Raw genomic sequence first — 12477 nt, forward strand, 5'->3', positions numbered from 1 at the left:
TCTCCGAACAGGCCAAGCCGCGAGGGCAGCCATCTGTAACCTAAGAAAATTCAACGGTGTAACATATTTTTCAAGGAGCCTCCGGCGTGAACAGGAAATTGGTACTAAACGGAAATCCAATGGAGGAAATTGTCGGTTTTTCGCGGGCTGTCCGAGTGGGGCCATATATAACGATCGGTGGGACGGCCCCAGTTGATTCAGAAGGAAAAACCGTTGGTATTGGCAGTGCTGAAAAGCAGGCTCAGCGGATTTTTGAGATCATTGGTGATGCGTTGGAGCAAGCTGGATCAGGGTGGCAAGACGTTGTGCGCATAAGAATTATCCTGACCAATATTGACGACTGGAAAACCGTTGTTGATGTTCGTGCAAAATATTGCCAGGCGGCGAAGCCAGTTGACACGATTATGCAGATAACCCGATTTGTAAATCCTGAATGGCTGGTCGAAGTAGAAGCAGATGCAGTTGTTTCTGACGCAGGAAATATTATTCCCTAAAGGGGCTTACCAAACGTTGTTAAGAAAACACCTTTTGGCAAAGCCTTGAATATGAGCTGGTTATTTTTTTGGGGGGGGGATTGTGAAAAAGTTGGCTGGTCAGAAGGAAAAGAGGGCCCTTTTTTCGTTATTACTGCCGCCCACGAAAGCTGGAGAGTGGCGTTATCGGTCGCTTTTTGCAGCTAACTGACAATGTTCCAATCGATTGAAGCGCCAAATGGCAAAGGACCGATAAATCCAACCTGCAATCTGTTTCAGAATAGGCAGCGATATGATCATGGATAGTATGCGCCATCGATCCAGTTGTTTCCAAATAAGAATGAAAGCATCAACGCCGACATGCATGGACCCATCTGATGCGCAGGCATGGAGCATTTTTAACGCTTCGGATATACTGATATCCTTTTCTTTCAGGTTAGTCGGGTTTTCAGTGATGTCCTGCCAGTCGAAAATGCCCGCCGGGGCGATCTTTTTATAGTGATTGATCTCTTTTGAACATAAACCACATTTTCCATCATAATAGACGATGATCATATTGAACTCTTTTGTTTGGAACTTCGGCATCTTTTCGAACAATATTTAACGTCATCCCAAACTTTCTCCCATTTTTTACGCCATGTGAAAGGGCGATCGCAAATCGGACAAAGCCTGGTCGGTAAATCGGATTTCTTTTTCATGAAAGTTTCTCCAGAAAACGCTGACTGTCGTCCCGGATGGCTTGTTTTTTACCGTCTTTCATCCGGTCATAGGTTTTGTACATCATCCCGACGCGCGGATTGTCTTTTAACGCTTTACGATTTCTGGATAGAAAATCCCAGTAGAGATAATTGAAGGGACAGGCATCCGGTCCATTTTTTTTCGTTACGCGATAACGGCAATTCTTGCAATAATTTGACATTTTATTAATGTAGCTACCGCTGGAAGCATACGGTTTGCTTGCCAGTTGTCCGCCATCCGCGAACAAAGCCATGCCAGTTACATTGGGTAATTCAACCCATTCATAGGCGTCCGCATAGACAATCAGGAACCATTCATTCACCTGATCAGGATCGATCCCTGCAAGAAGGGCAAAATTACCAAGAACCATTAAACGCTGAATATGGTGGGCGTAGGCATTTACTTTGGTTTCGGTGACCGATTGACGTAAACAGTTCATGTCTGTATCGGCCGTCCAAAAAAAATCCGGGAGGTTTCGTGTTGCGTTAAAAAAATTAAGGTCGGAATAACCCGGCATTTTAAGCCAATAGACACCCCGCACATATTCACGCCACCCGACAATCTGCCGGATAAACCCTTCAACCGCGTTCAGGGGCGCTTTACCCTCATGATAGGCAGTTATGGCAGCTTTTACACACTCAAGGGGCAGCAATAAGCCACAGTTCAGATAAAAGCTGATATGCGCATGGTACATCCATGGTTCCTGTTCGATCATCGCATCCTGATAATCCCCGAAAAGTGCGAGGCGTTCTTCAATAAACAAGCGAAGCGCCTTTATTGCCTGCCGCCGCGTTACTGCGAAATGGAATGGCTCAAGATCACCGAAATGATCGGAAAAACGATCACCAACCATCTCCAGAACCTCTTGAGTAAGGGCATCAGGGGTATTTTCAAAAGGCTTGGGAATGGTTAAGTCTGTTTGAGGCGGGTTCCTGTTTTCCGGATCAAAATTCCACTGGCCGCCAACCGGTTCATCACCATCCATCAGGATTGAATAACGCTTGCGAATTTCCCGATAGAAAAATTCCATGCGCAGTTTTTTTCTGCCGTCTGCCCAATTGTAGAATTCTTCAGGCGATACGAGAAAACGATTGTCCGGCAGTATTTCGACGGGAATATCAAACGCTGATTGCCAACTTTCTATTTCTTTCAGCATGCGATAATCGCCCGGATGCGCCACCACGATTTTGTTAATGTCATGGGCAGCGAGGGTGCGGTCAATCTCACCGCGAAAGGAGCCCGTATTTTTAGGATCGTCCAATTTGGAATAATGTACTGTGTGTCCAGCCTGCCGTAGTTCTTCTGCAAAATGCCGCATGGCAGAAAATAGAAACGCGATTTTCTTTTTATGATGTTTTACATAGGTTGCTTCCTCTTGAACCTCATACAGGCAGAGAATATCAGTTTTCGGATCACACCCTTCCAGGCTTGTGATCGTTTTATTGAGTTGATCGCCTAGAATAAGGCGTAATGTTTTCATGATCACTCTGATGTTGCTTCGAAACTCTGTCGGTGGGCCTGTGCCAAAAAGAATTCGGCCGGTGATTTTGATACGGTCTGGCGAAAGGGATGGATCATATTATGGGAAAATGAGTGGGCCCTGACTGTATTGAAGTCCAAAAGGTCCTGTGATGTGTGTTGCGACGGACGCCAAAACGACCAACCGTCCAACCGTCCAAACGACCAAACGACCAACCGTCCAAACACCCAAACACCCAAACGTCCAAATTCAGAATGTCAGAAACGTCGGAACGCCTTTGCCTACCGTTCAGCTGTTCTGCAAGGCCGGGTGGAGTTGACCATTTAAAAATCGTGACCGGCGGGGAACTGGAAATCAGCTTTCGTTGCCCGATTATTTAGAGGCATTCATTTCTTCAAACAGCCGCAAGCCCGTTGGCGTTGTTGCGAGGCCCCCTTTGCCGGTGCAGCGTAATTCGCAAGGAATGGACAGGCCAACCTTATGCATGGCGATGATTACTTCATCCAGGGGAATGAGTGCTTCAAAACCGGCAAGGGTCATGTTGGCCGCAGATAAGGCGTTTCCAGCCATTAAAACATTTTTGCCTAAACACGGGGCTTCAACCCGGTTTGCAACAGGGTCACAGACCAGTCCGAACGTGTTTTGCAGGGCAATGGAGGCTGCGTCGATATTTTGCTGAACGGTTCCGTCCATCAAGGTGATGAGCGCAGCTGCTGCCATGCCGGAACCTGAACCAGTTTCCGCCTGACATCCCCCAAGTTCGGCCGAGAAAGTGGCCATATGAGCGATAAAGACACCAATAAGGCCCGCTGAAAGCATCGCCTTAACTTTCTGATCTTCACTTAGATTTAGCGCGTTGGCGACGGCAAGGCAGGTTCCTGGCAATGTTCCGCAAGATCCGGCTGTGGGGGCCGCGACGATGACGCCCATCGAGCTTTTGACATCCATCAGGGCGGTCACCGCCAGAATGACATCATTGTGCAATCCAAGATTTATGAAATTGTTCCCCGCAGATTTTTCTTTAAATTTTGGTGCTTGTGCCGGGTAAATCCGATCGCTGTACGAGGTGCCGTCAATTCCACTTTGAATGGAAGTGTCCAGAATGCGAACAATTTCACGCATCCGCTCAAAAACTTCGTCCGCTGAGATATTGCCGCGTTGGCTTTCATATTCCACTGCCAGTTCCCAAAAGGAAAGGTCCTTTCCTTCATTGTAGGCCCGTAGTTCTTCAGCTGTTAAGAAAGGAACCGACAGGCCTTTTCGGGCACCAATTGGCAAGACGGGGGCCATGGTCCGGCATTCAAGATCACCGGGCAGGGTTAAAGGCTGTTGGCTTTTCAGTTGAATAAAGTCATCGCGGACCAAAATATGATCAGCCTTCAGATTATCCAGTCCCGGCTGGTCCGTATTAAAAATCAATGTTTCATGGTAATCGCCAAAGATAGAGACCTTTTTCCCGTTCACTTCCGTAACTTCAATCATACCGCCCCCTGTCGAGATGGCGATCATGCAAAGGGTTTCCTCTGCATTGGATAGTGTCAGTTTATAGGTGTTTTCATGGCGGGCCCCATAATCAGATATACGAATTTCAACGGCAATCCCGAGATTTTTCAGATGATCTTCGGCGTCCACCATGCGTTCATCCGTAACCGCCCAGCCCATAAGCCCTGTAAACAGGCCCATGTCCGAACCCTGACTTTCGTGGGTAGGCTCTAACGATCCATTGGGATCATACTCAATCAGCACAGTCGAAAAATCACCGTTCATATAATCCCGGGCGAGGGCGCCGATCCGGTGCGCCGCCGCAACATGAGAGCTGGATGCCCCACGCATAACAGGACCAATGACATCGTTGAAGATTGAAGGATAGATCATTTTAACCTGCCTTTTGACGGCCTGTACGGCCTTGTTCTGTTTAAGTTACTTCTGTTTTTCAACGCTGGGCACACATCGATTGGCATTGTTTTAATGTCGCATCAATGCTTGTCTTTGAGCATGGGCCAGGTATCGCCAATTCGATATCCTTCTGGCCATGGGTCTGTCGGGTCCAGCATTAACTGGTGTGTTCCTGTAATCCACGCCTGACCTGACAACTCTGGAATAATAGCATCTTTATCACCAACTTTGGTTGTTTTGACGATGCGCCCCCCGAAAGTTGAATTAATGATTGATCGGGCAAGATAGTTTTCTCCTACCGTCATCAGGCCGCGGGCATGCAATACGGCCATACGGGCGGACACGGCGGTTCCGGTGGGGGATCGATCAATTTTTCCAGGTTGAATGACAACAGCATTTTTCACAGATTTTATGCCGTCTTCCACTGTCATAGGGGCGTGGATCTGACAAAAGGAAAAATGTGTCCAGTCCGGGTTTGTTGGATGGCTGAAGGTCAGCTGTTCGTTGGCGGCCCGAGTAATTCGAATGCCGACTTCCGCCATGTCCCGTGCTTCATCAGGGGTGATTTCAAAGCCAAGTGCCTTGGCATCGACCATAACAAAACTGTCACCACCAAAAGCAGTATCAACGGTCAATGTACCAAGCCCCGGTACTTCCAGGGTGGCATCCAGTCGATCCGCAAAAGACGGGACATTCTGAACCGATACCTTCGTCACCTTACCATTTTTACAACTTGCGGTAACATGCACCAACCCCCCTGGCGCTTCCAGTGTCATTTCAGTTATGGGTTCCTGCATGGGCAGAATGCCACTTTCCAACAACACAGTCGAAACACAGATAGAGTTAGATCCGGACATTGGCGGAGTGTCTTCAGGCTCCATAATAATCCAGCCCATTTGTGCGTCTGGATTTTTGGGCGGGACCAAAAGATTGACATGCCGAAACACCCCGCCGCGTGGTTCATTCAATACAAAATTCCGAAGGGTCTCATCTTTTGCGATGAACCGTGACTGTTCCCAAAGGGTATCGCCCGGCGGAGGCGCAACGCCTCCGACGATGACATCGCCGACTTCTCCTTCGGCATGGCAGGACACTACATGAATTGTTTTTGACGATTGCATAAAATTACCTCACCACAAAGCCATGGGCGTACGGATCACGATCATCGATATAGATCGTGTTGGTGCCTGTCATTCGCGCCCAACCAGCGATTGACGGGATAATGGCGTCAAAGGAGCCGACCTGTGCGCGGGCTTCAACGCGGCCTTTCATGATCGACCCGATAATACTTTCGTGGATAAATTCCTGACCGACTTCCAGTTTTCCATGGGTGGCCCATTGTGCCATGCGCGAAGAGGTCCCGGTTCCGCAGGGCGAGCGGTCGATGGCTTTATCGCCATAAAACACTGCGTTGCGGGCTGTCGCTTCCGGTTGCGTTGGGGAACCAGTCCAAAGGACATGGCTAAGGCCCTTAATTTCTGGTTTTTCAGGATGGATAAAATCATATTTTTCATTGAGTGCCTGGCGCAATTTAGGACTAAACCCGATCAGTTCACCAGCCGTATAGTCATCAATGTCCTGAAAATTGGCCTGTCGATCGACAATGGCGTAAAAATTTCCCCCATAGGCGACGTCAACAAAAATCTCTCCTAAACCGTCGACTTCTGCACTCAGTCCTTCTTTGTACAAGAAGGCGGGAACATTGGTCAGGCGGACTTCCTCGACATACTCACCGTTCTGGGTGTATTCGGCAACCACCAGCCCGGCGGGTGTGTCGAGGCGCAGAATGCCGGGCACTTTGGGTGTCACAAGACCATTTTCGATCGCCATTGTAACGGTCCCGATTGTGCCATGTCCGCACATGGGCAAACAGCCGGATGTTTCAATAAACAGAATAGCAATATCGCAGTCTTCGCGGGTCGGGGGATAAAGAATAGAGCCGGACATCATGTCATGGCCGCGGGGCTCAAACATCAGCCCGGTTCTTATCCAGTCATATTCGTCTAGAAAATGTGCCCGCTTTTCCAGCATTGTTTCGCCTTGCAAGTCCGGGCCACCACCTGCAACGACACGCACCGGATTGCCGCATGTATGTCCATCAATGCAAAAAAATGTATGTCTTGCCATTTCTTTATTTGTCTTTCTTAAAAGCGATCCGCTCGCAAAGAATTAATATCAATAGAAGGTTGTTTATTGTCGATGAGTTCTGACACAAGTTGCGCCGTTGCACTGGATTGCGTCAGACCCAAATGTCCATGGCCGAACGCATAGATTACGTTTCGGGCAGAGGGGGCTGGCCCGATCACAGGGAGGGTGTCTGGAATGGCAGGGCGTGCCCCCATCCATTCAACGCCGTCAGATACTGTCAGGTTTGGAAGCAGTTTTGATGCTTTAGCCATCATGATTTTGCAACGTTTATAATTCGCGGCCCGACCAAGTTTGGCAATTTCCGAAGCGCCGCCCACACGAATACCATTGGAGAGCGGCACTACGACAAACCCATGATCTGAAAATACAAGGGTGTGATCCAGACTTTCAAATGCGGTTTTTGGCAGCGTCGTATTGTAGCCGCGTTCTCCGATCAAGGGAACAGGATCGCCCAATTGTCGACTTAGCGTAGCGGACCAAGGCCCGGCAGCAATGACTATTTTATCGGCCTGAAGGGTTTCGCCGTTTTTTAAAAGGACGCTTCCCTCTGAAACCCGTTTCACTTCCTCATATACGGTTTCGACGCCTTTTGATGTCAGAAATCTGTGTATTGCCGCGCAAAAATCCATGGGGTTAGAAACAGACTGCCATTCGGTTGCGAAAATTCCGGCGACAAATGACGGACTGAGGCCGGGTTGAAATTGGTGTAACGCATCCCCTTCATAACAGTCATATGCAATATTATGGGTTTTGCGAAACTCCCATTTTTTCAAGTCAGCCTTATAAGACGCCTTACTTTGGTATAGATGCAACGCGCCATTGGTCCGCACCATAGAAGAAAGACCCGTCCGATTTAGCAGATCGGGGAAAGTGTCTTTGCTCAGATGCATCAGGGCCGCCTGAACATCAATACTTCTTTGAAACTGGGCAGGATGCGCCGCCTTTAAAAATTTCAGCAGCCAGTTCAGTGTAACTGGCAGGTCTTGTGGCACAACAGCAAAAGGTCCTAAAGGGTCAAGGAACCATTTAAGGGCCTTTTTAATAATTCCAGGGGATGCCAGAGGTATAATATCAGAAAAAGCCAGACCGGCGGCGTTTCCTTGCGAGGCACCGGCGGCGATGCTGTCTTTTTCAATCAGCGTAACTTTTTTGCCAACGCTGACAAGCTTTTCAGCGATCGCTAGTCCGATGATACCGCCGCCAATAACGACAACTGTTTCTGGCTTCCCCATGGATCTTTTCCTTACGCCTGCATGTAGGACGTTTTGACGGTGCTATAGAATTCAGCAGCGTAGCGGCCCTGTTCGCGGGATCCATAGCTGGATCCTTTTGTCCCGCCAAAAGGAACGTGATAATCGACGCCTGCGGTTGGCAGGTTGACCATCACCATGCCTGCTTTGGCATTGGCTTTGAAATCCGTAGCGTATTTCAACGACGTTGTACAAATGCCCGCGGACAAACCAAATTCCGTGTCATTTGCCAGTTTCAACGCCTCCTCATAATCCTTTGCCTTGATGATGGTGGCAACAGGACCAAACACTTCTTCTTGATTGATCCGCATATGATTGGCGGTATCAACAAACAGGGCAGGGCTCATGAAATGGCCTGAGCCTTCAATTTTTTCGCCGCCACAGACTAGTGTTGCGCCTTCTTGTTGAGCAATCTGTACATATTCCAGATCTTTTTCAAGCTGACGCTGATCAATAACCGGGCCAATTTGTGTACCGGCTTTGCGGGCGTCACCGACAGTGAGGGCCGAAACCGTTTTGCTCATGGCTGCGACAAATGCATCATAAATGCCTTCCGTCACGATCAATCTGCTCGACGCTGTACACCGCTGCCCAGTCGAGAAAAACGCACCGTTCACGCAGGCACCCACAGCTATATCCAGATCCGCATCATCCAGAACAACCATCGGGTTCTTACCGCCCATTTCAAGCTGCACTTTTTTGAGGTTCTTTGCGCAACCCTGCGCAACTTGCTGACCGGTCTGCACGGACCCTGTAAAGGAGATACCGGCAACTTTCGGATGGTCGATCATGACCGGACCAATTTTTGATCCTTTGCCGTTCACCAGGTTAAAGACACCTTTTGGCAGACCTGACCGATGAATGATATCGGCAAGTGCCCAGGCGCTGCCGGGGACAGCTTCCGCCGCCTTCATAACGACAGCGTTGCCATAACAAAGGGCAGGGGCTGACTTCCATGCGGGAATAGCAATCGGAAAGTTCCAAGGTGTGATAATACCAATAACACCAAGGGCTTCACGGCGAATATCGACTTCAACACCGGGACGGACAGACTCAAGACGTTCCCCTGGAATACGCAAAGCTTCGCCGGCGAAAAACTTGAAAATCTGGCCAGCCCGGGCAACTTCACCAATGCCTTCGGGTAAAGTTTTACCCTCTTCGCGGGCGAGTAAATCCCCGAGCTCTTCTTTGCGTGCCAATATTTCGGTGCCAATAGCATCCAAAATGTCGAAACGTTGCTGAGGCGTGCTTTTGCTCCAACCCACCTGCGCCGCGGCGGCGGCGTCTATTGCCTGTTCAACTTCTTCTGTCGTGGCACTGGCGGCTTGACCGATCACATCATTGGTATCCGATGGATTGACGTTGGGGACGCTTTGCGTCCCCATTGTCCATTCACCGTCAATCAGGTTTGGAAAATTAGTCATTAATATTTTTCCTTAAGCTGCGAGCGTATATTTGGAAAGGTTTGGACGACAGGCGATCTGGTCGCGGATAATTTTCTCAACTTTAGCGCGGTGCTCGCCTTTCAGGATCTGGCGCGGGGCGCGAACGTGCTCTGTTGAGCCAATTGCGATGGCTTCGGCCAGTTTAATCTGCTGAACCAGCGCGGTTGAAACGTCTAGATCAAGCAGGGGACGTAACCAGCGATAAATCTCGCGTGCTTCAGTAATGCGCCCTTCCTGAACCAGATCGTAAATCCGCTGATTTTCTTCAGGGAATGCGATGGAAACACCGGAAACCCAACCGTCGGCCCCCATCAGAAGCGCTTCAAGACCCAGATTATCAACACCTGTCAGAATGTTGTAACGGTCACCGCACATATTGACGATATCGGTCAGACGACGGATGTCATCAGAACTTTCCTTAATCGCAACCATGCGATCGTCTTCTGCAAGTTCGACCATCATTTCTGGTGTTACATCAACCCGGTAGGCAACGCGGTTTGAATAGATCATGACAGGCAAATCACCCGCAGAGGAGATTGCTTTCAGGTTCGTGATCGTTTCATCACGGTCTGTGTGATAGATCGGGCTTGGAACAACCATCAGGCCGTCTGCACCTGCTTTGCGGCCCATCTGTGCAAGATCGCATGCTTCACGGGTGCCTGCCTCGCTGACTGTCAGAAGAACAGGCTTGTCACCACAGGCAGATTTCGCGATTTTCAATACATCAATGCGCTCTTCAGGGCTAAGCATTGAGCCTTCACCGAGGGTACCGCAAACAATTACGCCTGCATTGCCTGCATCCATCTGCAAACCGATGCACCGTTCCATTTCAGCAACATCGATTGAACCGTCTTCATTAAATTTAGTCGTGACGGCAGGCATCATACCTTTCCACATAGTCGTATTCCTTTACTTGATTGTAATGAGGGTTTTTAAATTCAGTACTCGTTTGTCCTAGCGAACATTCGCCAGGAACTTCCGGGTGTGTTCACTCGTCGGATTTCCAAAGATCTGATCGGGTGGACCGATCTCTTCCATGATCCCCTGATGAAAATAGGCAACACGGTCTGAAACATCCCGAGCAAAGCCCATTTCATGGGTGACACAAATCATTGTCATGCCTTCTTCGGCGAGCATGCGCATTGTTTCAAGAACTTCACCCACCAATTCAGGGTCAAGGGCTGAAGTTGCTTCGTCAAACAGCATATATTCCGGCTCCATCGCCAAGGCACGGGCAATGGCAAGGCGTTGTTGTTGCCCGCCGGACAACGCTGACGGATAGGCATCGAGTTTGTCGCCCAGGCCAACATGCTTCAGTTGTTTTTCCGCAATCGCGACGGCTTCTTTTTTCGACTTCTTTTTTACAATACGCGGGGCGAGGGCGACATTTTCGACGGCCGTTAAATGCGGAAAGGAATTCCATTGTTGGAAAACCATTCCCATATTTTGCCGTAGCTGATTGATGTCGACGCCTTTTTCATGGACGGAAACACCATCGACGCGAACTTCGCCCTTCTGGATGTCTTCAAGTGCATTGATGCAATATAGAAGCGTTGATTTACCGGAGCCGGATGAACCGATAACACTGAGAACCTCGCCTTTTTTGACCGTCAGATCGATCCCTTTCAGGACATGGAGGTTTCCGAAAAATTTGTGGAGTCCTTTGATCTCAATCATGAGGCCCACCTTTCTTCTAATTTAGATGAATATTTTGAAAGCGGATAGGAAAGTGCAAAGTAAAATGCCCCGGCACATGCCAAAATGATGAAGGGTTCCTGCGTGCGGGTAATCAGGATTTGTGATGCTCTTAGCAGTTCAACATATCCAAGCACGGACACCAATGCGCTGTCCTTCACCACACTCAAGGCGACCCCAACCCATGACGGAAATACAGCGCGCAGACCAATTGGCCAAACGACATACCGCAGATCCTGCCAGTAGCTCATGCCAAGGGACCGGGCGGCGCGGCGCATTGGTGTGCCAACGGCTTCAATACCCCCGCGTGCAACATTTGCAACCAGAGCGGCGGTGTAGATACTGAGCACAAACGCCCCCGACGCAAATGGATCCAAATTCCAGCCGATGATTGGAAAAAAATTGTAGAACAGGATCAGTTGAATGATCAGCGGAACACTTCTGAAAATGTCTAGTATTGTTCCGATCGTAACCTGCGCAGCCCAACGCGAGGCTGACAAAGCCCAACCAAAAAAGCATCCAAGAATGGTACCAATGGTAATGGACACAACAGAAATCATTAACGTTCTGCCAGCAGCTTCTCCAAGAAAAAGGAGGTCGCTTACCTGAAAGTCTGTGAAGAAAGAAATATCGTTACTCATGAAAAGGCTCCTTTCTTCAATATTTGAATAAACGGCGGGCTGCGAGTTTCGAGCCGCCCAAAATGATTTTCACGATGACGTAATAGATGACGGCCGTTACGGCGAAATATTCGAAAATCCGATAGGTCTTCGATGCAAAGAATTGTGTTTCGCCAGAAAGTTCACGAAAACCAACGAGCATACCGAGTGAGCTCATCAGAACAGCCCAAACCATTTGGTTGGTCATCGGGTGGTAAACAATTCGAAGGACTTGCGGGATAATGATGCGAATATAGGTTTGGGTGGCAGTCATGCCCAGTGAACGAGCCGCCCGAATTTGAGTGTTCGGCACTGCCTGAAATCCACCTCTGAAATTCTCGGCCAGATAACCTGCGTTATTGAAGGCAAGCCCAACAAGAACAATGAAGTACGGGCTTAAGTGAATGCCGAACGCACCAATGCCAAATCCAAAGAAGAATAGTTGGAACAAAGCTGGTGTGTTGCGTGCGATTTCGACCCATGCCGTGGCAAACATTCTGATCGGGGCTGGTGCGGAAATTCTTGCAATGGCAAGAAGTAATCCGATGACGATCCCCAGGATCATAGAAAGGATAGCCACTTCCAGTGTCAGCAGGCCAGCGTTTAACAGATCAGGGAGTTGCCGGAAAACAGGGCGCCAGTGAAAATTATAATCCACGATTACACACTCCAGTTTATCCCCCCATTAATCTT

At 49.1% G+C, this 12477-nt stretch carries 13 protein-coding genes; 1 reads left to right on the top strand and 12 read right to left on the bottom strand.

The genetic code is table 11. The annotated features are described in order from the left end of the window. Nucleotides 1–86 precede the first annotated feature (86 nt). A complete protein-coding gene (locus OIR97_RS08650) occupies nt 87–494 on the top strand; it encodes a Rid family hydrolase (protein ID WP_219821698.1) in 408 nt (135 codons plus the stop codon). 162 nt (nt 495–656) lie between these two features. On the opposite strand, the gene OIR97_RS08655 is transcribed toward OIR97_RS08650, so the two are convergent. From OIR97_RS08655 to OIR97_RS08710, 12 genes are all read right to left on the bottom strand, one after another. Continuing rightward, complete coding sequence (locus OIR97_RS08655; protein ID WP_169545262.1) at nt 657–1028, bottom strand: thiol-disulfide oxidoreductase DCC family protein; 372 nt, start codon at nt 1026–1028, stop codon at nt 657–659. Then, on the bottom strand, nt 1025–1171 hold the full coding sequence (locus OIR97_RS08660; RefSeq protein WP_169545263.1) for a DUF2256 domain-containing protein: 147 nt from the start codon (nt 1169–1171) through the stop codon (nt 1025–1027). The genes OIR97_RS08655 and OIR97_RS08660 overlap by 4 nt, the downstream gene beginning before the upstream one ends. Next, on the bottom strand, nt 1168–2691 hold the full coding sequence (locus tag OIR97_RS08665) for a cryptochrome/photolyase family protein (protein ID WP_169545264.1): 1524 nt from the start codon (nt 2689–2691) through the stop codon (nt 1168–1170). Before OIR97_RS08665 ends, OIR97_RS08660 begins: the two co-directional genes overlap by 4 nt. Before the next feature lie 372 nt (nt 2692–3063). Beyond that, nucleotides 3064–4566: an L-serine ammonia-lyase, iron-sulfur-dependent, subunit alpha gene (locus tag OIR97_RS08670; protein WP_169545265.1), complete on the bottom strand. Its 1503-nt coding sequence runs from the start codon at nt 4564–4566 to the stop codon at nt 3064–3066. Nucleotides 4567–4667: 101 nt separating this feature from the next. Then, nucleotides 4668–5708, bottom strand: coding sequence for a trans-3-hydroxy-L-proline dehydratase (locus OIR97_RS08675; protein WP_169545266.1), 1041 nt, complete (start codon nt 5706–5708; stop codon nt 4668–4670). A 4-nt stretch (nt 5709–5712) separates the two neighbouring features. Then, the gene (locus tag OIR97_RS08680) at nt 5713–6714 is read right to left on the bottom strand and encodes a 4-hydroxyproline epimerase (RefSeq protein ID WP_169545267.1); all 1002 of its coding nucleotides are present in this window, start codon (nt 6712–6714) and stop codon (nt 5713–5715) included. A gap of 17 nt (nt 6715–6731) precedes the next feature. Further along, nucleotides 6732–7967 (bottom strand): NAD(P)/FAD-dependent oxidoreductase, encoded by a 1236-nt coding sequence (locus OIR97_RS08685; protein WP_169545268.1) that lies wholly within the window; start codon nt 7965–7967, stop codon nt 6732–6734. Nucleotides 7968–7978: 11 nt separating this feature from the next. Beyond that, a complete protein-coding gene (locus OIR97_RS08690) occupies nt 7979–9409 on the bottom strand; it encodes an aldehyde dehydrogenase family protein (RefSeq protein WP_169545269.1) in 1431 nt (476 codons plus the stop codon). 12 nt (nt 9410–9421) lie between these two features. Next, nucleotides 9422–10327: a dihydrodipicolinate synthase family protein gene (locus tag OIR97_RS08695; RefSeq protein WP_169545270.1), complete on the bottom strand. Its 906-nt coding sequence runs from the start codon at nt 10325–10327 to the stop codon at nt 9422–9424. Nucleotides 10328–10384: 57 nt separating this feature from the next. Next, nucleotides 10385–11107 (bottom strand): amino acid ABC transporter ATP-binding protein, encoded by a 723-nt coding sequence (locus OIR97_RS08700; protein WP_169545271.1) that lies wholly within the window; start codon nt 11105–11107, stop codon nt 10385–10387. Next, nucleotides 11104–11766, bottom strand: a complete 663-nt coding sequence (locus tag OIR97_RS08705) for an amino acid ABC transporter permease (RefSeq protein WP_169545272.1) — start codon at nt 11764–11766, stop codon at nt 11104–11106. The genes OIR97_RS08700 and OIR97_RS08705 overlap by 4 nt, the downstream gene beginning before the upstream one ends. Before the next feature lie 16 nt (nt 11767–11782). After that, nucleotides 11783–12442, bottom strand: a complete 660-nt coding sequence (locus tag OIR97_RS08710; RefSeq protein WP_169545273.1) for an amino acid ABC transporter permease — start codon at nt 12440–12442, stop codon at nt 11783–11785. Nucleotides 12443–12477 lie beyond the last annotated feature (35 nt).

This window comes from Sneathiella aquimaris (assembly GCF_026409565.1).
Taxonomy (GTDB): Bacteria; Pseudomonadota; Alphaproteobacteria; order Sneathiellales; family Sneathiellaceae; genus Sneathiella; species Sneathiella aquimaris.

Excerpts from the sequence above, each read along its gene's own strand:
- OIR97_RS08655 (WP_169545262.1), bottom strand. The coding sequence starts at position 1,028 with ATGATCATCGTCTATTATGATGGAAAATGTGGTTTATGTTCAAAAGAG.
- OIR97_RS08660 (WP_169545263.1), bottom strand. The coding sequence starts at position 1,171 with ATGAAAAAGAAATCCGATTTACCGACCAGGCTTTGTCCGATTTGCGAT.
- OIR97_RS08665 (WP_169545264.1), bottom strand. The coding sequence starts at position 2,691 with ATGAAAACATTACGCCTTATTCTAGGCGATCAACTCAATAAAACGATC.
- OIR97_RS08670 (WP_169545265.1), bottom strand. The coding sequence starts at position 4,566 with ATGATCTATCCTTCAATCTTCAACGATGTCATTGGTCCTGTTATGCGT.
- OIR97_RS08675 (WP_169545266.1), bottom strand. The coding sequence starts at position 5,708 with ATGCAATCGTCAAAAACAATTCATGTAGTGTCCTGCCATGCCGAAGGA.
- OIR97_RS08680 (WP_169545267.1), bottom strand. The coding sequence starts at position 6,714 with ATGGCAAGACATACATTTTTTTGCATTGATGGACATACATGCGGCAAT.
- OIR97_RS08685 (WP_169545268.1), bottom strand. The coding sequence starts at position 7,967 with ATGGGGAAGCCAGAAACAGTTGTCGTTATTGGCGGCGGTATCATCGGA.
- OIR97_RS08690 (WP_169545269.1), bottom strand. The coding sequence starts at position 9,409 with ATGACTAATTTTCCAAACCTGATTGACGGTGAATGGACAATGGGGACG.
- OIR97_RS08695 (WP_169545270.1), bottom strand. The coding sequence starts at position 10,327 with ATGTGGAAAGGTATGATGCCTGCCGTCACGACTAAATTTAATGAAGAC.
- OIR97_RS08700 (WP_169545271.1), bottom strand. The coding sequence starts at position 11,107 with ATGATTGAGATCAAAGGACTCCACAAATTTTTCGGAAACCTCCATGTC.
- OIR97_RS08705 (WP_169545272.1), bottom strand. The coding sequence starts at position 11,766 with ATGAGTAACGATATTTCTTTCTTCACAGACTTTCAGGTAAGCGACCTC.